The 22,062-nt window shown below is 49.0% G+C and carries 19 protein-coding genes; 15 read left to right on the top strand and 4 right to left on the bottom strand.

Translation table 11 applies throughout. The features are described 5' to 3' along the window. Nucleotides 1–24: 24 nt before the first annotated feature. The 5 genes from ACTJKB_RS04020 (at nucleotide 25) to ACTJKB_RS04000 (ending at nucleotide 10,377) form a co-directional block, all read left to right on the top strand. Nucleotides 25–2,877 (top strand): tail fiber domain-containing protein, encoded by a 2,853-nt coding sequence (locus ACTJKB_RS04020; RefSeq protein ID WP_440831930.1) that lies wholly within the window; start codon nucleotides 25–27, stop codon nucleotides 2,875–2,877. Nucleotides 2,878–2,895: 18 nt separating this feature from the next. Further along, nucleotides 2,896–3,078 carry a hypothetical protein gene (locus ACTJKB_RS04015; RefSeq protein WP_440831929.1) on the top strand — a complete coding sequence of 61 codons (183 nt, stop codon included), beginning with the start codon at nucleotides 2,896–2,898 and terminating at the stop codon, nucleotides 3,076–3,078. A gap of 37 nt (nucleotides 3,079–3,115) precedes the next feature. Then, complete coding sequence (locus ACTJKB_RS04010) at nucleotides 3,116–8,911, top strand: tail fiber domain-containing protein (protein ID WP_440831927.1); 5,796 nt, start codon at nucleotides 3,116–3,118, stop codon at nucleotides 8,909–8,911. Nucleotides 8,912–9,130: 219 nt separating this feature from the next. After that, on the top strand, nucleotides 9,131–10,027 hold the full coding sequence (locus tag ACTJKB_RS04005) for an RCC1 domain-containing protein (RefSeq protein WP_440831925.1): 897 nt from the start codon (nucleotides 9,131–9,133) through the stop codon (nucleotides 10,025–10,027). Nucleotides 10,028–10,131: 104 nt separating this feature from the next. After that, nucleotides 10,132–10,377 carry a hypothetical protein gene (locus ACTJKB_RS04000; protein ID WP_074087884.1) on the top strand — a complete coding sequence of 82 codons (246 nt, stop codon included), beginning with the start codon at nucleotides 10,132–10,134 and terminating at the stop codon, nucleotides 10,375–10,377. Between the two features lie 87 nt (nucleotides 10,378–10,464). On the opposite strand, the gene ACTJKB_RS03995 is transcribed toward ACTJKB_RS04000, so the two are convergent. Beyond that, a complete protein-coding gene (locus ACTJKB_RS03995) occupies nucleotides 10,465–11,292 on the bottom strand; it encodes an SDR family oxidoreductase (RefSeq protein ID WP_440831923.1) in 828 nt (275 codons plus the stop codon). 143 nt (nucleotides 11,293–11,435) lie between these two features. Here ACTJKB_RS03995 and ACTJKB_RS03990 point away from each other — a divergent pair, with 143 nt between their 5' ends. From ACTJKB_RS03990 to ACTJKB_RS03970, 5 genes are all read left to right on the top strand, one after another. Then, a complete protein-coding gene (locus ACTJKB_RS03990; protein ID WP_440831921.1) occupies nucleotides 11,436–12,047 on the top strand; it encodes a TetR/AcrR family transcriptional regulator in 612 nt (203 codons plus the stop codon). A gap of 172 nt (nucleotides 12,048–12,219) precedes the next feature. Next, nucleotides 12,220–13,692: a DHA2 family efflux MFS transporter permease subunit gene (locus ACTJKB_RS03985; protein ID WP_440831920.1), complete on the top strand. Its 1,473-nt coding sequence runs from the start codon at nucleotides 12,220–12,222 to the stop codon at nucleotides 13,690–13,692. Nucleotides 13,693–13,849: 157 nt separating this feature from the next. Next, nucleotides 13,850–14,443 (top strand): YkoP family protein, encoded by a 594-nt coding sequence (locus tag ACTJKB_RS03980; protein WP_440831919.1) that lies wholly within the window; start codon nucleotides 13,850–13,852, stop codon nucleotides 14,441–14,443. A gap of 27 nt (nucleotides 14,444–14,470) precedes the next feature. Then, on the top strand, nucleotides 14,471–15,169 hold the full coding sequence (locus tag ACTJKB_RS03975; RefSeq protein WP_074102498.1) for a polysaccharide deacetylase family protein: 699 nt from the start codon (nucleotides 14,471–14,473) through the stop codon (nucleotides 15,167–15,169). Nucleotides 15,170–15,308: 139 nt separating this feature from the next. Continuing rightward, nucleotides 15,309–15,869 carry a hypothetical protein gene (locus ACTJKB_RS03970; RefSeq protein WP_440831917.1) on the top strand — a complete coding sequence of 187 codons (561 nt, stop codon included), beginning with the start codon at nucleotides 15,309–15,311 and terminating at the stop codon, nucleotides 15,867–15,869. 119 nt (nucleotides 15,870–15,988) lie between these two features. Here the strand turns inward: ACTJKB_RS03970 and ACTJKB_RS03965 are convergent, their stop codons facing one another. Continuing rightward, nucleotides 15,989–16,762: an AraC family transcriptional regulator gene (locus ACTJKB_RS03965; protein WP_074107809.1), complete on the bottom strand. Its 774-nt coding sequence runs from the start codon at nucleotides 16,760–16,762 to the stop codon at nucleotides 15,989–15,991. Nucleotides 16,763–16,767: 5 nt separating this feature from the next. Then, entirely contained in the window at nucleotides 16,768–17,358 is a 591-nt protein-coding gene (locus ACTJKB_RS03960) for a LysE family translocator (RefSeq protein WP_440831916.1), read from the bottom strand. Nucleotides 17,359–17,526: 168 nt separating this feature from the next. On the opposite strand from ACTJKB_RS03960, the gene ACTJKB_RS03955 reads away from it, so the two are divergent. Together ACTJKB_RS03955 and ACTJKB_RS03950 are read left to right on the top strand one after the other, a co-directional pair. After that, entirely contained in the window at nucleotides 17,527–18,411 is an 885-nt protein-coding gene (locus tag ACTJKB_RS03955) for an AraC family transcriptional regulator (RefSeq protein ID WP_440831915.1), read from the top strand. A 51-nt stretch (nucleotides 18,412–18,462) separates the two neighbouring features. Continuing rightward, on the top strand, nucleotides 18,463–18,945 hold the full coding sequence (locus ACTJKB_RS03950) for a DinB family protein (protein WP_440831913.1): 483 nt from the start codon (nucleotides 18,463–18,465) through the stop codon (nucleotides 18,943–18,945). A gap of 180 nt (nucleotides 18,946–19,125) precedes the next feature. Here ACTJKB_RS03950 and ACTJKB_RS03945 read toward each other — a convergent pair whose 3' ends face one another. Then, a complete protein-coding gene (locus ACTJKB_RS03945; protein ID WP_440831911.1) occupies nucleotides 19,126–19,353 on the bottom strand; it encodes a hypothetical protein in 228 nt (75 codons plus the stop codon). A gap of 279 nt (nucleotides 19,354–19,632) precedes the next feature. Here ACTJKB_RS03945 and ACTJKB_RS03940 point away from each other — a divergent pair, with 279 nt between their 5' ends. The 3 genes from ACTJKB_RS03940 to ACTJKB_RS03930 all read left to right on the top strand — a co-directional run bounded on the left by ACTJKB_RS03940 (nucleotide 19,633) and on the right by ACTJKB_RS03930 (nucleotide 21,929). Beyond that, nucleotides 19,633–20,187 (top strand): hypothetical protein, encoded by a 555-nt coding sequence (locus ACTJKB_RS03940; RefSeq protein WP_440831909.1) that lies wholly within the window; start codon nucleotides 19,633–19,635, stop codon nucleotides 20,185–20,187. 148 nt (nucleotides 20,188–20,335) lie between these two features. After that, a complete protein-coding gene (gene tnpA / locus ACTJKB_RS03935) occupies nucleotides 20,336–20,734 on the top strand; it encodes an IS200/IS605 family transposase (RefSeq protein ID WP_074103530.1) in 399 nt (132 codons plus the stop codon). A gap of 139 nt (nucleotides 20,735–20,873) precedes the next feature. Next, on the top strand, nucleotides 20,874–21,929 hold the full coding sequence (locus ACTJKB_RS03930; RefSeq protein ID WP_440832708.1) for an RNA-guided endonuclease InsQ/TnpB family protein: 1,056 nt from the start codon (nucleotides 20,874–20,876) through the stop codon (nucleotides 21,927–21,929). The last annotated feature ends 133 nt before the right edge of the window (nucleotides 21,930–22,062 follow it).

The raw sequence follows: 22,062 nt of genomic DNA, 5'->3' as shown, positions 1-22,062 counted from the left end.
ATAGAGAACGGAGGCAAGCGAATCATGGGAAAAGAATTTGCAAGAATGCGTTACTTTGACGGGCTCTTCCTGAATGCGGAGGATTATAGGCTGGACCAGGATTTCTACCTGCGTCTGCAGCGGCTGCATAACCGTTATCTGCATACCTGGGGCATTATTTGCGGCCTGAAGGTGCTGCCTTTGCTGGATCAGGGTGAATACATGAAGGTAAAGATTGCGGAAGGCCTGGCTTTGAATCAGGCAGTGATTAAGGGGACCACTCCCCAGAAGAATGAGAGCATCAGCCAGGAGATCCTTATTTATGAGGGGCATCCGGACAATCCGGTGGATCTTTCCGAGTATAACGCTAACGAAAGTATCTACATCTGGGTCAGCTATGAAGAGATGGAGACCGACCGCAATATTGAACGGGGTCAGGGAGAAAAGATTCATATCTGGGAGCGGGGACGGATCAGCCACGGTACCGTGAAACCTGACAGCTCTGAACATATTGTTCTGGCCCGGGTCGTCCCGCGCAGGACCCCCACTGAAACAGTAATCGACAGCGCATGTATCTTTGACTACGACAGTGACGCTGCCCGCACGCCACTTCGAACCTACGCAGGCGCAGCCGGTAAGAAGATGGTGACAGAGAAACTGATTATCAAAGCAAAAAGTGAAGACAGCATCGACAATATGCAATTGAATGAAGAAACGCTGGCTGCGATGCCATCAGTCTATACGCTGCAGGAAGGCAAGGTGCTGGAGGTCAACGCCCCGGATACCCAATTTACAGGAAACCTCTTGGTTGCCGGTGACTTAACCCTCCAGGGAGAGCTCATTCTGCAGAGCAAGGATAAATCGCAAAGTGAAATGCGGATCATGAACAGCTTCGTTGAGGTTAACAGTCCCAATACGGATGATCCGAACTATGAATTTCCCGGCCCGCGGGACGGCGGACTTGAGGTCTACCGCGGCGACGGAGGCACTCATGACGCACGGATTGTCTGGGTGGAGGCGGATCAATGCTTCAAGGCCGGGATTGGCACGGATCTCAAAAAAATCGCTTATGGCAACGAGTGGGACAGTCTGATCAAGTATGAGTTCGCTGACCTGCTGCACAGACACAGCAAGCTCTCGTCGCCGGGCGGATCGTCGGTTGGCTTCAACAGCTCCGGCAAGCTGTACAGCGATGCAGATTTGGCGCTGAAGGACGGGACCACCTTATGGCTGAAAGGCACAAATCCGGACACCATAGACGGCTCACATGGTCTGGGCTGGTTCGGAACCGGCAAGCCTTTTGCCGCTGCTGAGGTGGACGGACCTGTATTATTCGGGAACAGCGGCGGTGTTCTGGGCACCAGAACGGCAAATAGCGACGGCACCCGGACAGACAAGCCGGTTCTTTCCTGGAACAAGACGGGGTATGTCGGGATCGGCCCCCGCAAAGCTTTGGAGGATTCGCTGGATGTCGATGGCAGCCTGCGGATTCTTAGCGGTAAAAACCCGGTCCGTTTCACTTCTGTGTGGTCAGGCTTCCCCGACAATCAAATGAATGGCGCAGAGATCAGCAATGACATTACCGATCACAAAGCATTGATGATCGTGGGCAACCAGTCCGCCGGCCAGGGGAGAAAGGTTGCAATCTGGGACCGCCTCGATGTGAATGGATTTCTGTATGTGAACGGTAAAATGCAGGCATCACAAGAAATCATTCCAAGTGCAGGCAAAGGTGAGCACAACGGCATCATTTTCCCGGCCAACCCGGGAGGCGGCGGTTCGGACCTTGCCTGGATCAAATACTATCCGCGCACAGGCGAGGATTGTACGTTGGAAATCGGCACCTCGAATGATGCCAATGATCACATCTCGCTGAACGCCTCCGGCAATGTCGGTATTGGTACGCTGACACCGGCGGACAAGATGGATGTAGACGGGGAACTGCGTGTCCTGAGCGGCAAGAATCCGATCCGGTTCACATCGGCCTGGTCAGGGTTCCCGGACCAGGCCCGGAACCAGGCGGAGATCAGCAATGATACCACAACCTACAAATCCTTGATGCTCGTGGGCAATTCTTCCTCTCCAGACGGCAAACGGAAGGTTTCGGTCTGGGACCAGCTGGATGTGAACGGATTTCTGCAGGTGAACGGCGGCGCCCGCATAACAGGAGATCTGCAGATTACAGGCAGCATCAAGACAGATGTGTTCAACTTTGACGGCAGATTCAAAAAGCTGGATGTCGCTGATAATTTTGCAGCCTATGTACGTTGTGCCGATTTCTATATCGGCTACTCGGGCCGCCGCGGAGCTCCGGGCAGAGCCTTAGTCGATAACGGAAGCCATCTGGTGCTCAATTACGGCAACGACTGGTCTTATGCTTCCGTACACAGCAGTCTTGAAGTCAAGAATGCGCTGAATCCCAGTGCGGGCAGCGGGAATAACGGCATTATCTTTCCATCCGACCCCGGCGGGGGCAGCGGTGATTCAGCCTGGATCAAATTCTATCCGACCAGCGGGGAGAACTGTGTACTGGATATCGGTGTATCTAATGACGCCGGGGACCGCATCTATCTGCATGCCAGCGGCGGCGTTTATGCGAACGGCAGTATGTACTGGTGGTCCTCACGCGAACTCAAGGACAACATCGCCGATATTCCTGTCAAAGAAGCAAAGCAGCTGCTCGACGGGCTGAACCCGGTTTCTTTTAAGTACAAAGGAAGTACGAAGGAAAGAACCCTTGGTTTTATCGCTGAAGAGGTGCCTGCAGTTCTGGCGGACCCTGATCAGCGGGCTATCAGCGGGATGGATATCATCGCCGTTCTGACCAGTGTGATGAAAGATCAGCAGAAGGCTATCGCAAGAATGCAAAAACAAATCGCAACCCTGCAGGGTGCTTAAAAAATGGAGGATAAAATAATGAAAGAACAACTGGAAACACGCGTGAAAGAATTGAAGGCAGAACTCGAATCCGGCCGGCAAATGATGCAGGAGCTGGACGAGAAACGCAGTAATCTAGGCTATGCCATGACACGGATCAGCGGGGCCATTCAGGTACTGGAGGAGCTGGCTGCGGGGGAAGAAGAGTCTGTTCAAGCCTGAATAAGCTGTAACTATGAAAGCCGGGAGGAGTGGGATTGTGCCAAAGGATATGAAACGCATGAATTATTTCAACGGGCTGCTGCTAAAAGAAGAGGACTTAACACTGGATCAAAAATATCATAAGCGCGCACGTGGGCTGCATAACCGTTATTTTCATAATTGGGGAGTCGTAACCGGACTGAAGGTTAATCCAAAAGAGTTGACCAAAGTAGAGATTGATCCGGGGCTTGCCTTGAACCGAGTTACGGACCTGGACAACAATGAAGAGATCAGCCAGGAGATTCTGGTCAGTGACACCCATCCGGCGAGGGTTCTGGATCTGTCCGGATACAGCACCTCGGATCAGATCTATATTTCAGTCAGCTATAAGGAAGAACTGGCAGACCCTGATCTGCTTAAGGGGGGCGGGAATAAAATTCATGTGTGGGAGGTCGCGGATATCAAAGCCAGCTCCCTGAAGCCTGAGGATGTGCGCAAGGACATCCTGTTGGCCCGTGTTACCCTGAAGCATAATCAGGATGGAGCGCTAAGCATCGACCGGATTTATGAGACTGACGTAGATGGAACGCTGCTTGTGACCAGAGCCGTGGGCGGCGAAACGCTGAAGGCTAACAAAATTATTCTCGGTTCGAAGGAAGATCCCGATCAGCCCTTCTTGAGCAACTCTGTGAAAGAGGATGGTAAAGAGGGGAATAAGCTTAATGTTCATGCAGGCCTGACAGAATTTACAGGCAATCTGAGAACCGGTGCGATTAGTACCTACGGGACTCTGGATGTAAACGGCGAGCTTACCGTCACTGCTGGCAGTGAGCAAGTGTTCAAGGTCAATGAATCCGGGGATGTGGAAATGACGGGTTCCGTTGCCATCGCAGGGCCCTTGTCCGCGAAAAGCGGGATTGAAGTCAGCGGAGGCATGGCGGTACTGGATGTGCCTCAGGTTATGATTGGCGGCAATATGGTGACGATCAACAAAAATGCCAGTGCAGAAAATAGCAGCGGCATTGAAATCATCCGCAAGGACCAGCCCAGTGCCAAGCTGCTGTGGGATGAAAAAAGCAACGGGTGGATGATAGGGACTGCAGAGAAAGAGGGTGACCCGGTCAGCGGCATGTTCCATGTAGCCTATGGCCACGAGTGGGAGCAGCTGCATGGGGGCGCGATAGCGGATAGCCTGCATACCCACAGTCAGCTGCATTCGGCAGACGGAAAGCCGGCTCTCCGTACCGACACAGCGGGAAATATCCAGATTGACCAGACATTGACGGTGTCCGGAAGTCTTGTGTCCAAGCGGGACGGCTTGGAAGTCTTCCGGGGAGAAACGCTGCCCAATGCCAAGATTGCCTGGAATGAGAAGGCCAAATCCTGGCAGATCGGTACGGTTAACGGGGATATGTCCAACATTCCTGACGGGAAGCAGTGGGATGAGCTGACCGGTGGCAGTAATGCGGATGCTCTGCATACCCATAGACAATTTCATAATGAAGACAAAAGCCTGCTGGCCCTGGAAATTGGTGCGGACGGGAATGTGAATATCCCGCATGAGCTGATGGTCGGCGAGACACTTACGGTCAATAAGCTGATTGTCAGAGAAGAAGAGATCGTCATCAAAAAAGTCGAGCAGGAGGTGACGGACAGCTTCCTGACCGTAAACAAGGCGGAGAATGATGCGGCACTCAGCAGCAAGGGTGGTCTGGACGTGTACCGGGGCAGCCACAATCCGAAGGCCCGGATGGAATGGAATGAGACAGACCGCAAATGGAAAATCGGAATCGAAGGCAGTATGTCTGACATTCCGTATGGAACCAAATGGGATTCCTTGACAAACGGTTCAGTGGCCGACACCGCTCATAAGCACAGCTCCCTGAGCACCCCTTCAGGCGGAACCGTACTGTCTGCCGACGAGCAGGGGAAGCTGTCCGCTTCAGGGAATATAGAGATTGCCGGAACCCTGAAGGGTAAAGGCAATGCTGATCTGAATGCCGATCTGAAAGTAGGCGGTTCCGCCACTATCGAAGGCAACCTTACGGTAAAAGGCAAAACTACCTATGTCAATAAAGAAGATATGGTTGTCGTCAGCAACCGGATTGAACTGAACAAGTTCGAAGGCAACAGCTCCGCCTTGAAGCAGAGCAGCATTGAAGTCTATCGGGGCAAGCTGAATCCGAGCGCCAAGCTGGTCTGGAGCGAGACGGACGGCAGATGGAAGCTGGGGCTCGGAGATGAGCTATCCAATATTGCCTACGGCAGCAATTGGGATGCTCTGACCGGAGGAGTGAGCTCGGATGCGGACGGTCTGCATCGTCACAATTCTCTGAGTGACAGTAAGGGGAAGACTGTCATCCAGGCAACCGCTGAAGGCAATATTGAGATTGCCAACAGTGCGGAGGTACAGGGAACCCTTACTGTCAACAACGGCGCGGATATCAGCGGCGGTCTGGCCGTGGAGGGCTTGCTGAAGGTGGACGGCAACCTGATTGTCAAAGGCACCACGACAACCGTTAAGCGCGACGATCTCGTCGTAACCAATAATGTGATCGAGATTAACAAGTTCGAAGGCGAAACGCCACCCGCGAACGAGAGTGGTATTGAGGTTTACAGGGGTGAATCACAGCCCGCTGCCAGAATTATCTGGAATGAGAGTGAACGGAAATGGAAGGTGGGCATCGGCGCTGCGCTGGAAAATATCGCAAGCGGCAACTCCTGGGACAAGCTGACACAAATGGTTAGTGCGGACTCCCTGCATATCCACAGCCAGTTGTATAACCCGCAGACCGATATTCTGGCACTTAGCGCCAGTGCCGAGGGGGATGTGGATGTTCATCATGATCTGACAGTCGGCAGCAATCTTACGGTGGCCGGTGACCTGGAGGTCCGGGGGAAGTCTGCCAGCATTCATACGGATGAACTGGAAATCGGAAGTCCATGGATCACGCTCAATCAAGAGGATGATCATGTCTCTTCGCTTTCCGGCGGAGGATTGGAGATTTATCGCGGCCTGAATGAGCCGGCAGCCTCCATCTCATGGAACGAGGATAAGGATCAGTGGCAGCTTGCAACCCCTACGGAATCTGCCGCATTGGTTGTAGATACTTCAGGTAATGTCAATGCAACCGGGGGGCTGAAGGCGGAGAATGCCAATATCCTTGGTGCGGTTACCGCAGCCAGTGCCGCTATTGCCGGAACGGTAACCGTCGGTGATGGACTTGAAGTTCTCCAGGGAACAGAGACCAGTGCACAGATCAAATGGGCGAAGGACCGCTGGAAGCTGGGAACCGCAGGCAAGACTGTACTCAGCTTGACCCGCAGCGGGAAAATGGGTGTGGGTACGGATAATCCCACCGAGGTGTTGGATGTAGCCGGGAAGGCGATCTTCAGGACGGAGGCGGAAATTGCCGGTGCAGCAACTTTTTCAGGCAAGGTCACTGCAACAAATGAAGCGGTCTTCGATGGAGATACTTCATTTAACAAGGCACTGAGTGCTGTGAATGTCGCAGTAAGCAAGAATGCAATTGTTGCGGGCAGCGTTGTGGCAGGTGGATTTGAAGCCCCCCGCGGGCTGGACAGCAACGGTAAAGCCCTGCCGAATGCGCGGATCGTCTGGAATAATGTGCAGAAGGCCTGGTTCTATGGCGACGGAGATACGCTCTCGGAATTCGGTACAGGCAAAGGCGGGCAGAACAAGCTCTATAACGCGCTTGGAGATACAATTGCCCTGTTTGCTGATTCTGAAGGCAAGGTAGGGATCGGTACCAATACCCCATTGTCACTGCTGGATGTGAAGATTAAGGGCGGGAATACAGCATTCAGCGTAACCGGAACCGGGAATGTCGGCATCGGGACCTATGCTCCCAAAGTGAAGCTCGATGTACAAGGCGACACATCTGTAACAGGAAACCTTACGGCTACAGGAACTGTTACTGCGGTAAATGCGGTCATCTCTAAGGATTTAACAGTAACCGGCAATCTAACTGTGAACGGTGATACGGTAACCCTCAACGCCGCTACACTGGAAGTCGAAGACAATATAATCAGGGTCAACAAATATACACCACAGGCAACCCCGATTGTGGCAAATGCCGGGCTGGAAGTATTCCGCGGCGGGACTGCACTTCCTGCCCAGCTTCTGTGGGATGAAACGGCTGATCAGTGGCTGGCTGGTCTCTCCAATTCGCTGAAGGCGATAGAATTCAAAGGCCATACTCATCCGGAGTTTGCTGAGCTATCCGGCGCATTTACAGTGGTGTCCGGGAATATTGGGATCGGCACGGCGACACCAGCCGCCAAACTGGATGTCAATGGCAATGTAGCTGTCTCCGGTAAGCTGAATGCTGCAGACGTTGCTGTTAGTGGTATATTAACTGCCAAAGATGTTGCGTTAACCGGTATGGCAGCCTTAAAAGACGCAACGGTAAGTGGTGTACTTACTGCGAAGGATGCTGCTGTCAGCGGTTCATTGACGACTAAGGATGCGGAGGTTAGCGGCAAGCTGACCGTTAAGGATGTTACCCTCAACGGCAGCCTGACGCTCAGCCAGGGCATCGAAGTGAACAGGGGAACAGATCCGAAAGCGCAGATTATCTGGGACGAGTCCACGGATGCCTGGCAGGTGGGCGTAGCCGGCAGTCTGAAACAGCTTGCGTACAGCGGCCATACCCACCAGGAGCTGACGGATTTGACCGCAGTTCTGAAGATTGCCTCTGGAAATCTCGGGCTTGGCACTGCATCGCCAGCCGCCAAGCTGGATGTGAACGGCAATGCGGCTGTCTCCGGCAAGTTGACCGTTGCTGACGCCAGCCTCAGCGGTACATTAACCGCTAAGGATGCTACAGTGAGCGGCATATTCACAGCAGCCAATGCCTCGGTCACCGGTAATCTGTCAGCAAAGGATGCATCCATCAGCGGCACCCTTACGCTTACCCAGGGCATCGAAGTAGGCCGAGGCACGGACGCGAAAGCCCAGATTCTATGGAACGAAGCTCTGGACGAATGGCAGGTGGGCACGGCTGGGAGCATGAAACAGCTCTCGTACAGCGGCCACACGCACCAAGAGCTTACAGATCTGGCGGGAGTGCTGAAGATTGTTTCCGGCAATGTCGGAATCGGCACCGCAGCACCAACTGCCAAGCTGGACGTAACCGGTAATGCGGCAGTATCCGGTAAGCTCTTGGCAGCCGACGCCGAACTAAGCGGGAAGCTGACTGCGAAGGATGCTTCGCTAACCGGTCTTCTGAATGCGAAGGATGCATCCATCAGCGGCAGTCTGACGGTTAGCCAAGGCATCGAGGTGAACCGGGGAACGGATAAAAAAGCCCGGATATTCTGGGACGCGTCAAACAATGTATGGCAAGCTGGAATTGAAGACAATATGCAGACCCTCGTCTGCAAAGATGCCGTCTATGACGAGCTCATCCAGGTGGCCGGTGCGCTAACTGTCGATAAGAGCAGCAATATAGGGATCGGCAAAACCCCAACGGATGATTACAAGCTGGACGTGAACGGCAACCTGCGGGCGACTAATTTTGCACAAACCTCTTCCAGAACCTTCAAGGAGAACATCACCAGTCTTCCGGTGAAAAAAGCTATGGAGCTGCTGAACAAACTGAAGCCCGTTACCTTCAACTACAAAGCAGAAAATGCCAAGAAACAGAACATCGGCTTCATCGCCGAGGATGTGCCGCAGATCTTCTCGACTGCTGATCACAAGTCGGTTGTTCTGATGGATATCATCGGTGTACTGACTACTGTTGTACAGAAGCAGCAAAGAGATGCACAAGACATGCGGAATCAGGTGAATGAACTTCAGATTCAGGTGGCAGCCCTAACAGGCGCATAACCCGATCAGCACTTGTAAGAAATAGATTAAGCAGCCCCTTCAGTTATAGCGCTAAGGGGCTGCTTTTTTTTCATGTGGAATAGTCATTCAAGCTATGAAAACAGACAAAAGATGTGAAAGTTTGATACCATATATGCGTAGCTACGGAGTGAAAAGTGTGATGAATTGGGCACACACAGGGTAAATGAGAAATAGGGGTTGTTTTCAAGGAGGTAAGACATGGAGTACATTTCTCCGAAAGTTGCAGGGGAAAAGGGGAACCGCTGGCCTATTGATGCCATTGCGGCGGGTCATCGTCATACCGTCCTGCTTAAATCTGACGGAACGGTGACGGCTGCGGGAGATAATAAATATGGCCAATGTGATGTGAGCGGCTGGCGCGATATTGTGGCAGTTGCGGCTGGTAATGTTCATATGGCGACGAATACGGGTAATGCTCACACCATTGGTCTTAAATCTGACAGAACTGTGGTAGCTGTGGGTTGGAACAAGCATGACCAATGCAATGTAAGCGACTGGGGCGATATTGTAGCGGTTGCGGCGGGTTGGCGTCATACCATTGGGCTTAAAGCGGATGGCACGGTGGTAGCAGTGGGCCGAAACCATGAAGGTGAATGCAATGTAAGCAGCTGGAAGGATATGGTGGCGGTCTCAGCGGGTGACTGGCATACTATCGGTCTTAAAAGGGACGGCACGGTGACGGCTACGGGCAATAACCGGTATCGCCAATGCAATGTAAGCGACTGGTGCGATATGGTGGCGGTTGCGGCGGGTTATCTTCATACCATCGGTCTTCAATCGGACGGTACGGTGACGGCAGTGGGTTTGAATAAACATGACCAATGCGATGTAAGCGGCTGGAGTGGTATTGTGGCGATAGCGGCGGGCAGTAGTCATACCGTAGGCCTTAGATCAGACGGTACGGCGATGGCTGTGGGCTCCAATGAGTATGGTCAATGTAATGTAAGTGATTGGCGCGATATAGTAGCGATTGCAGCAGGCTGTGCCCATACCGCCGGGCTTAAATCAGACGGCACAGTAGTTGCTGTGGGTAATAATGAATATGGCCAATGCGAGGTAAGCGGCTGGCGCGGCCTCCAACTACCCGGCAATTAGTTTTGCAGTCTGTTTTTTCATGAGCTAGTCAGTCTCTGGAGTGTGAATTCGCAGAATAAAAGTGTAAAATGGTCAGTAGATGAACACCTCAGGAGGAACATGGGATGTCAAAAGAGTATTCGCGCACATATATTGAGAGTGTAAAGCTGGAATTGCTGAGTAGGCTTGGCCTGAAGCAGGTATACTATAAGGGACAGGCAGGCGATGATCTTCTTTATGAAGCCACGGGCTTTGACAAAAAGACACAGCATAAATTCTGCGTCAGAACCAAAACCGGGACCATCGACGAGTTCGTTGCCGGGAAATGGATGAAGGTCCGCAGCTTTGAGATCAAGAGCAAACAACAATAGCAGATAGTTAAGGCCTTTGCACACTCAGATAAATAAAACAAGCCACCAAACCCTTATCATGGGCTAGGCGGCTTGTTTTGCTGCATTTTACATAGAGAAGTCATTGCCCAGATATACATTCGGTGCAGCCAGATACAGTTCACGGACCACTACGTTCTGTGGCTGCTGCAACGCGTAGACTACGGCTCTCGCGATATCATCACCACTCAAAAAAGTCTGTCCCATCGCCCCGCGAATCCGGGCAATCAGCTCTTCCGGCAGATGGTCTCCCTGATTGAACTCCACCTCCATGCCCAGCTTGCGGGCAAGCTCCATGACCGTCTCAGGTTCCAGGTTGCGGCCAAAGTTCGTCGCCACAGCACCGGGGAGAATAGTTGTTACCTGAATCGGTTCTTTGGCCAGCTCATGTGTCAGTGCTTGTCCGATGGCATTCACCATATGTTTGGTGGCACTGTAGAAATCCCTACCAGGTTCGTAGGCGTTGCCTGAAGAGATGTTCATAATATGCCCTGGCACACTGCCTTCGTTGAGTCGCATTTCATGGACCGCTGCCTGTGACCCGGCAAGAAGCGCGACGATATTGACATCGATCATCTCCCGCCAGTCGTCCACCTTTGTATCCACAATATTGCCATGAATATGAAGGCCCGCATTGTTGACCATAATATCCAAATGACCGGTCTGCTCGCGGGCCTGATGGATAAAGCCCTGAAGCTTGCCGGTATCGCGGAGATCAAACGCACTATACGTCGCCTGACCGCCAGACTGTTCGATTTGCGATTTCAAGTCCTCAAGCTGCTCTTGGCTTCTTCCGGTGATGAAGACATGTACACCTTCTGCTGCAAGCTGGCTCGCAATGGCGCGGCCAATACCGCTGGATGCTCCTGTAATGACGGCTGTTTTATGGTTTAACATGAATTTTTCCTCCTTCAAATAATGAACATTGTGTTGATTTATGAACCCTGTGTTTATTATAATCAGAGTAAAATACACTTACAATCGTCACTATTTCGAATAGTGTTCATTAAGGCTAACAGGAATGAATGGAGGAGACTTTCATGGAAAAAGCCGCTGACCTGCGTGTAATCCGAACGAGAAAACTGATTGATGAAGCTTTCCTCTCACTAGTGGAGGAGAAAGGGCTGGCAGGCGTGAATGTAAGGAGTCTGACCGCCAAGGCGGGTATTAACCGGGGTACCTTCTATCTGCATTATCAGGATATTTATGACCTGATGGACAAAATGGAGGATCAGATTATTGAAGAGATGGATCGCCTTCCTGCCCGAAGTGAACCGGAACAACTGCTCACCAGCGGGTATGTAGTAGAACCTTATCCATCGATTGTGGAGTTTATCCGGTTTATGAATGAGCAGCACCGTTTTTTTGCAATTTTTTTCACTCAGGAAGGAACGGCATTTGGCAAAAGATTAAAAGCCCTCATTCGCAGCCGCATGTATGAAAAACTCCCCCGGCAGGTCTTGAGTCCGGATGCGCTCTCCGTCCCTGACGAATATATTGTCGCTTATTTCAGCTCAGCACATTTTGGGGTCATCCGGCACTGGTTTGAAACAGGAAGAATATTGCCTCCGGAGCAAGTGGCGTTAATCTTAACCCGCCTGGTCCGCGATGGCCCGCTGATGACTGCCTTTAACCGCAAGTTGGAGCAGTAGCATAAATGATTGTTCTTCGAAAAAAGGAAAGATAACCGTGACTAATCGTCACTATTTCAGAGAGTGTCTGATAACAGACAGTTTGTCAGGCATTGTACTTTGTCATTTGGGCTGAACGGAAGTACACTGATTCCACGACGTCGTGCTACTATTTTCTAGAGGATGAGTGGAGATGAGTGTAGACAACAAACAAGTCCATATAAAAAAGGGCCCGCTGCTGTTTGTCATGATTCTTGGCGCGTTTATTGCAGTGCTGAATCAGACAATTATGAGTGTGGCCACACCTGAGCTGATGGGAGATTTTCAGATTTCGGCGGCTACCGCCCAGTGGCTGACCACCGGATATATGCTGGTTAACGGGGTGTTTATTCCTGTAACAGCTTATTTTATGCAACGTTTCACAACCCGTGAGCTGTTCCTGTCGGCAATGCTGATTTTCCTTGCGGGTTCGATTCTTTCCGGAGCAGCTCCGAATTTTGAACTGCTGCTGGCAGGACGTCTGGTTCAGGCTGCCGGGGCAGGGATTATTATGCCGCTGCTGATGAATGTCGTGCTCGCAGTATATCCTGTGGAGCAGCGTGGAGGAGCGATGGGGATGATCGGATTTGCCATCATCTTTGCTCCTGCAATCGGGCCAACCTATGCAGGCTACATGCTGGATCATTATTCCTGGCGGTCGCTTTTCTATGTCATTATTCCTTTTGCCCTTATGGTGGTGGTTCTCGCCTGGTTCTATTTAAGGAACGTGACGGAGCGGAGCTATCCCAAACTGGACATATGGGGGCTGATCTTATCTACTCTAGGCTTCGGAACATTATTGTACGGCTTCAGCAGAGCGGGAAGTATGGGATGGTCAAGTACTGAAGTGCAGTCTACGCTTGCTGCAGGCGTGGGGCTGCTAATCCTATTCACTTGGCGGCAGCTCACCGGAAGCAATCCGTTACTGGAGTTAAAAGCATTCAAATATAGCATGTTCACGTTAACGACCCTGATTAATGTGGCGGTAACCGTGGTCATGTATGCGGATATGCTGCTGCTGCCGTTGTACCTGCAGAATATGAGAGGCTATTCCGCTCTGGACTCAGGGCTGCTTATGCTTCCAGGTGCACTGCTGATGGGTGTGATGATGCCGGTCGCCGGGAGACTGTTTGACCGCTTTGGCGCCAAATGGCTGTCCATTATCGGGATTGCTATAACGATTCTAACTACATTCGGCTTCATCCACCTTACTGATTCTACGGGGTACGCATATCTTCTGCTCATGTCAACCGGAAGACGGCTCGGTATGGCGCTATTCCTTATGCCGGTCACAACCGCAGGTCTGAACCAGCTTCCGGAATCCATGAATGCACACGGCACCGCAATCGCGAATACTGTAAAACAGGTAGCCGGTGCGATCGGAACATCACTGCTGGTCACGGTTCTAACGAATCGTACCCAATTTCATTTTGCGGATATGACAGCTTCCGGAGCTTCGGGTGAGCCCAAGCATATGCTGCTGCAGGCTTCCATATCCGGGATGAACGATGCCTACCTCGCTGTTATTGTGTTTGGAGGGATCGGATTGATTCTTTCCTTTTTTATCAAAAGGACGGGTAGTGTTGAGTCAGGGGAACAGGATCAAGAGCTGGTACCCGTTCGGTAATTTCGTAAGGTTCATAAATAAATTCAACCCCGCTTTGATCATTAGATCAGGCGGGGGTTTTTGTTATGCAGGGAATTCCCATCACGCAACGTCAAACATAGGAGAGCTAATAAGAGACGTATAAATCTAAACAGCTGTTAGAGGAAGGGTGAACGGGTTGGAACTTAAATTAGGCAAAACAACCGTGCAATCGCTCTGGATGGCATGGGAAAAAGTGTTTGCGCTGGGTTCACATTTTCGTGGAGCGGGAACCTCCCACTTTGGCATTTGCAGCGTGATGCTCAAAAAACACAGAGGCCAGGCTATCATATGCGAGGATTCGACGGTTATTCATGATGGGGAATGGGTAGGAGAGCTGCACCTTGATAATGGAAGTATCCTGAAACTGATCAAGTCTGAAGGCTCAGACCGGGCTGCTCTGCGTACAGCGAGGCTACTGCGTCAATCCATGCGCCAGATCAATGAAGCCTTCGAGACACAATCAGAGTTCAAACAGGTCAAGGCTTTGCTAGGCATTACACTGCTTCACCGGGGTCTTACACATGGTCTGGGGTTTGAGCAACAGGCGCTGCAGCCCGGGATTTTTAGACGGATGACTACCATTTATTTACGTCTGCTTCTTTCTGCGCTACATCCAGAAGGAAAGAACAGAATCAGTCAGCGCACGGAAAAGCTGGTCCCGATGCTGTTGATTCATTCACGTTCCTCTCTGAAAAGCCGTTTTTCCCCCGGAGAGAAGCTGCCAGGCTAATATACATAACGGATGAAGGAGGAAGCGATGCTCATTTATCTAGCAATTGGAATGGTCACTATCTTTTTTCTGTACATGTTAGCACCAAGTCTGATCACAAGGCTGACCGGATATGGTGTATTGCGCCAAGGGACGACTCCCAAACAGGTGGCCTTTACATTTGATGACGGGCCGCATCCGGAGTATACACCCAGACTGCTGGATCTTCTGAAGCTGCATCAAGTGAAAGCCACCTTTTTCGTCCTTGGTGCTCAAGCGGAACAATACCCCGAGCTGATCCGAAGAATGGACCGGGAAGGCCATCAGATTGGTATTCACAACTATGTTCATACGTCCAATTGGCTGATGCTGCCAGGCACCATCCGGCACCGACACCTGGAGCGGACTGCAGATATTGTGGAGTCTATTATTGGAACCAGGCCCAATCATTACCGTCCGCCCTGGGGACTCATCAATGTGTTTGATTTCTTGCGGCTCCGGCAGTACCGGATTGTACTGTGGTCGATAATGGGACATGATTGGAGCCGCGAGAGATGTCAGACCTCCCTGCGCTCCACACTGTTAGACCGGATGAAGGACGGGTCCATTATTTTACTGCATGACAGCGGGGATACACTGGGGGCAGATGGCAATGCTCCGCATTATATGCTGCAGGCGTTGGAGGAAGTATTGCTGCAGCTGAAGACCAGGAATCTGAGATGTGTAAGGCTGGATGAAATGGCTTAACCTGTTAGCGTCTATACACCCAATATCTTAATTTTTTGTAGAAAAAAAGTGATAGACACAATTTCGTGAAATTAATCACGTTGTTATTATTAAAATTTTAATATATAATATGAATATACCAAAAACAGGGGGAATTTTTGTGAAGCTAGTAAAAGGATTGTTGGTTGCAGGTGTGGCGGCAGCGTTGTTGTCGGGTTGCGGAAATAATAATAATAATGCGAAAGAAGCGGCTAGTGCATCACCGGCTGCAAGTGCAGCGGCAACTACTACAGATGCAAAAAGCTCAGCATCCATCGTCAACCAGGCAGATGCTTTTACCAAAGCCGTTAGTGCAGAGGGTAACTGGATCGTAGCGATTCTGAATGATCTGACCGTTGACACTGATGTGGTTGTTGCGGGTGAATTCCATGATAAAGGCGCTGCAGAAAATGCAATCTACCGTAAACTGGCTCTGTACGCACAGGATGCAGACCACAAGATCACTGCCAGCTACACGCTGACTGCTCCTAAGGTCACTGTACAAAGTGAAAACTTCAAAGTTCAGGGCGGAACGATCAAAGGTGACGTTTATGTAGAAGCCAAAGGATTTACTTTAGATAAAACTGCAACAATTGACGGTAACCTGTACTTTAAAAGCGATGATCTGAAAACAAGTGCTGTTCTTGAAGGTAAAGTTACCGGCGAAACAGCCGTTAAATAATTGAGCTTCTAAATCATAGCTATTATAAAATTTTATTGAAAAGCCTGTAGAGCTGACCCATTCCGGGTTCAGAATCTACAGGCTTTTTTTGCAACAGGGAATAAAAGACTGCCGATCTCTCAATTCAGCTGTGACCTATATTCATAGGCCGTAATGCCGAACATACTTTTGAAATGCCTGTTGAGATGGGTCAGATCCGTAAATCCGCATTCGGTGACGGCGGTATAGACATCCTTGGTCCGCTCGATGGCTTGCTTGGCATGCTCTACTTTGCAGTTCAGGAAGAATTGATAAGGTGAGATGCCGGTATGGCTCTTGAATGCCCGGATGAACTGGTATTTGGACATTCCAAACTCCTGGCAAAGATCGTCCAGCTTCAATACGTGATCTATGCTGAAATACATTTTTTCTTTTGCTTGCTCGACAAGCTTGTTATTCGTTCTCTGCCCCGTATCGAAATGTGTCTGTGAGACGAGACCGGCTATTTTCATTAGCAGCTCGCTGCACAGCACTTCATCTTTGCCCGACTGGATGGCATAACTCAGTCTTAATATGCACGACGCTAACTCTGCATCGTAGACAATGGGAGAGGAGAAGCGCAATTCTTGGCCGCCGAGGATTTCCGAGAACAAGTCCGGCTTGATGTACAGCATCACATAGTCAATGCCTTCCCTGTCATAAGAGCTGCCGTCATGATACTGTTCCCGGTTGAACAGCATGACGCCATTTCTATGGGAGGCCTGATAGCTTCCCTCCAGATTATACTGCTGTATGCCGCGCAGGGTTACGCCGATGGCATATTCCTCGTGGCAATGCTTTTTGTAAGTGAAATCAGTAAAACTTGCCGACAAAGCCAGGATATCTGCTGATTTGGCATAGTTGAATTTCTCCACGCGGCTCACCTCCAAGTTAGAATTCCCGATACCATTACTGCAGAATATAACATAAACAAGGCCATTAGAGAATTAATCAACCGGTGATGCTCCTGCAGCAATCTTCTGAAGACAGCGCCGCACACGACCCAGGTCACAAACGCCAGAAATCCGATAACTGTAATCATCAGCACAAACAGAAACGAAGCGGATGATGAAGTATAATAGGGTAGGACGTAGCTGGGAATAACGGTTAGAGTGAACAGCAGCACCTTCGGATTGATAAACTGCATCAGCAGGCCTGAGGTAAAACTGGTTGTCTGCACCGGCGTGGCGTCCGCTCGCCCCATTCGATAGATCTGATAAGCAAGGTAGAGCATATATACACTGCCTGCGATCTGCATGATGCCAAGTATATTCGGAATAATTCCGGTAAGCACACGGTTAAGCAGAGCGGAAGCAGCAAGCAATAGACCAAAGGCAATTGTCGCTCCCCACACATACTCCATAGCTTTTCTGGCACCATAATGCTGAACGGATGATAGAATGACAATATTGGTAGGACCAGGGGTAAAGGTGACCACAATACAGTAAAGAATGAAGGATGCGATGTTCATAATGACCTCCTATACAAGTAGTCACATGAATATACACCCTGAAGTCTAATGCCTATAGTATATTATTGCAGCAATCAAAAGGGAATGACCCGTCAATATGGTGCACCAACTGTCGGAACCGGGTCCTGAAGGGCTGTTATTCTAGGGATGAGGGGAGGAGGAAGTGAAATGAATCTGCTGGAGAACATGAATGATGCTCTAGCTTACATTGAAGCACATCTCAAGGAAGAGGTGGATCTCAAGGAGGCTGCCAGACGGGCATTATGCTCCGAATATCACTTCAAGCGGATGTTCTCATTCCTTGCCGGAGTATCGCTATCGGAGTATATCCGTTTCAGACGCCTGACGCTGGCTGCATTTGAGCTGCAGCAAAGTACGCTGCGGATCATCGATGTTGCTCTGAATTTTGGCTACAGCTCACCGGATGCGTTCACGAAGGCGTTCCAGCTTTTTCATGGAGTGACTCCATCGGAAGCGCGGGCGGGCGGGTTCTCCCTGAAATCCTTTCCTCGGATGACTTTTCAGTTGACGATTAGGGGAGGCAGTGAAATGAATTACCGTATCGAGGAAAAAGAGGCTTTTCGCATTGTTGGACTGAAGAAGAGGGTTCCGATTCAATTTGGCGGCGTGAATCCGGAGATTGCTGCCATGTGGCAGAGTCTGAATATGCAAATGATTACCGAGCTCAAGGGGCTGTCGAATATCGATCCGGCCGGGATGATCAGCGCATCGGTGAATTTCTCTGAAGGGCGCATGGAGGAAAAGGGGGAGCTGGACCACTATATCGGTGTAGCTACCTCGCTTGAAGGTCCGAGGCATTACGCGCAGCTTGAGGTTCCCGCCTCCACATGGGCAGTATTTGAAGCGGTTGGGCCGTTCCCGGATACTCTCCAGAATATTTGGGGCCGGATTTACTCCGAATGGTTCCCTTCTTCCAATTACGAGCTGGTAGAAGGGCCGGAGATTTTGTGGAATGAGAGCAAGGATACGGCCTCGCCAGCGTACAGAAGTGAAATTTGGATACCTGTTCAATTGACCCGCCTGTCGGGTTGATATGGTAAGGTATGATTACATCCTAATATCGACAAGGCAGGTGTATTAGAAATGGTTCAGGCTAAGGAAGTGCTCAGCAACCAGCTGCTCGCAAATGCAAATGACCCTAGCTGGTATGTTACCTTTACAGAATCGGTGCAGGGGTTAAGCGAAGATGAGGCACTGTGGAAGGCGGACGAAGACAGCAACAGCATTGCCGAACTGGTTCAGCATCTGCTGTATTGGAATCAGACCTGGCAGACAAGGTACCGGGAAGCCAGTGTTCATGCTGTGCCCTCTGTGCAGAGCAATAATCATACCTTTGAGCTTCCCCAGGAGATCTCGTTTGAGCAGCTTCAAACAAGGTTGCTGGAGGTGCTGTTGGATTGGCAGAGTCTGTTAACCGAAGCACAGCTGGCGGAAGACGTGCTGGAGTTCCCAGGCAGCCAGTGGTGGGAAATCGTCGGGAATGTGACTACCCATAATGCCTATCATATCGGGCAGATCGTATTTATCCGCAAGCTGCAGAAGAGCTGGAAACGAAGTAGGGAATAGATGAGCAGACACTAAAAGGCAGGGGGTGGATCTTACCCGAATAAAATTAACCCACAGGGATTATTTAACCCGGTGGGTTAGTTTTTTTGGAAAGATAAGAATTTATTTGATTCGCGCAAAAATTATCCATATCTTTCTTGCTGAAACGGGTCCCATCCTTTTAAGGACGGCATAGCGTTTCTACTTGTGGTTATTTTCTAATTCTGTCCATGCTTGGTTGATTATTTTTATTGCCTCATCTCTCTGAGAGACGATTTCACACTTATACTCTCTGGTACCCATATTATCTGTAAGGACGATTGAAGCAACAATTTGTCCATCTGGAAATTCAGTTAATAGTGCCCGGTAAGGTATTCCGGAAAAGTATCCTATTTTTAGTTGCTCGGGTTTACCCTCATTCATATTCAAATTTCACACCGCCTTTAATTTTTCTTACCAGTGGCACAAGTGGATATACATAATGTCCCGATTTTTTTGTGATCTCCCAGCGCAGAATTTAACGGAGATGAAATGTTATAATAAGGTAAATTGCTGTCTGGGAGGCGAAAACAATTGAGGGCAAGATTGTTGAGAATATTATCAATACCGGCAATATGCTTGATTATGATCTCTTGTGATCCGAGTGCCCCGTCTGGCAAAGTATCGGAAGAGCTCCCCCATAAGTTAAATTCTGAGCAGGCGGGTGCATTGATTCTGGAGAATAAGAACTTATCTGCTTCCAGCGAAATGGCTTCACACCTGATCGACATCACCCCCTCTGACATTTGGGAACAAACAGGGCATCAGCTTTTTAAAAATATAGAATCGACTTCGAGCTGGGATACCTTTGCCGTGTCTGATGGGAGTGCTGTGCAGATCGGTATGGGGTTCGGTGGATTTGGGGTAACAAGCGCTGTCCCTTATGATGTCAATAAAGATGGTACAGTGGATATGGTCTATGCATATTCTTTTGGCTCAGGTCTTCACCGCTCGGTTATTGCCTGGCTGGACCTGCAGAATTATTCCGAGCATATCATTTCGAGTAAACCAGCACAAATGGATTTCCGCCAGTATGATCTGATCCTGAAAACTGAAGATAAGCAGATCGAAGTGTACCGTATTAAAGACATGGGTACGAGCAAAACCAGTTTAGATGTATTACGTACATACCCTTCCAAGACAGATATTGAGAATATGACTCTAGTAAAGGAGGGGGAACTGGTCTGGGAGAACGGTGAATTCTTTAACATTCCTGTGAATTGATTACAGAATTTTTTGAGCGAGAAAGCCCACTCCTTTAGGTGTGGGATGATAGCGAGATTGGAACAGGCGTGTCCTAAGACACGTTAATGTTCCAACATTTTTTGGTTATCATGTTTCAGTTTTTAACATAAACTGATACAATTAATGTATGGATAATTATAGAAGAACCAACACAACCGTATCGCTAATCCATTATCACTTTGTTTTTTGTCCACGGTATCGAAAGAAAATCTTTCTTGAATTTGATGTTGAAAGTAGATTTAAGGAGTTGATTAAAGAGGTTTGTGATGATTTGAAAATAGAGATTATCGCAATCGAAACAGATAAAGATCACGCACATCTATTTTTGAATGCTTTGCCGACATGTAGTCCTGCTGATATTATGGCAAAAATTAAAGGAGTCACATCTAAACGACTAAGAGAGGAGTTTAAACATTTAGCTCATTTGTCTTCACTTTGGACACGTTCATACTTTGTAAGTACCGCAGGAAATGTGTCTAGTGAAACAATTAAAAGATATGTTGAACAACAAAAAACAAGGGGGTGATCGAAACGATTGCGATAAGTCTTAAATAGATAGACGACAAATATGTTGGCTAGGAGGCTGGTCATTAATTAGAGAATTAACATATGAAGAGTATAAATCAATCAAAAGAGCGAAACAAATGAAGGAGAGGTGAAAACTTATACAGTCGGTCACTATAAAGATAAGATTCTTTCCAAGTCACTCCATCGAATTGAAGTTATTAAGCAGAGAATATATTCGAACGATTAATTCATTAACAGAACAAGCAGAAAAAGAAGGTTCATTCCCCAAACTCACCACGAAAGATGTAGAAGCTAAACTCCCTTCTGCTGTACTTAATCAAGCGATTCGTGATGCTAAAAGCGTATTTAAGAAAACGAAGAAGGAAATGAAGCGTCCAATATTAAGGAAACCAACCTACTATATCAACAACCAAAACTATTCCATTGGCCATTCCTCTATTGCTTTTCCTATCATCGTGGACAACAAAGTGAAAAAGATGATTTTTCCTGCTCATTTAACAGAAAGAGATAAACAATTTCTTCAACATGCAAAATGTGGTCTTATGAGAATCGTTGAGAAATCAGGAAAATGGTTTGCTCAAGTTTCACTTGAAATTCCTACAGAGACAACAACAGGCGAAGAGGTAATAGGCATTGATTTAGGATTAAAAGTCCCTGCTGTTGCTGTGACTAGCGAAGGAACGACGAGATTTTTTGGAAATGGTAGAGAAAACAAATATATGAAACGCAAGTTCCGTAGTGAACGAAAAGATTTAGGAAAGAAGAAAAAGCTACGTGCAATTCGTAAACTGAATCATAAAGAACAAAGATGGATGAAAGATAAGGACCACAAAGTAAGTAGACAAATTGTGAATTTTGCCATAGAGAAACAAGTGTCTGTCATTCACTTAGAGAAGCTGACAAACATCAGAAAAACGACAAGAACAAGTCGTAAAAACGAAAAAAATGTGCACACATGGTCATTCTATCGCTTGGCACAATTCATTGAATACAAAGCAAATATGGCAGGGATCAAAGTGGAATATGTGAATCCTGCGTATACATCGCAAAAATGTCCATCTTGCTCTACGCTAAATAAAGCGATAGATAGAAAATATTCGTGTCCATGTGGGTTTCATACTCATCGAGATAGAGTCGGTGCAATGAATATTATTCACGCACCTGTGATTGGTGGTCATAGTCAATCAGCCTAAGATGCTAAAACGCACTGTCTTAGGAGGGCTGATGGCACAGCCCAATCTTGGGGTCAGACTTCGATCGCAGAAATGCCCTTCGACTTAATCACCCAAGAATCCCACTGCTTTAGCTGTGGGAATGTCAATATAA

It is taken from the genome of Paenibacillus sp. 22594 (assembly GCF_052044425.1).
Lineage (GTDB): Bacteria > Bacillota > Bacilli > Paenibacillales > Paenibacillaceae > Paenibacillus_AQ.
This window is presented reverse-complemented; position numbering and strand designations above follow the sequence as displayed.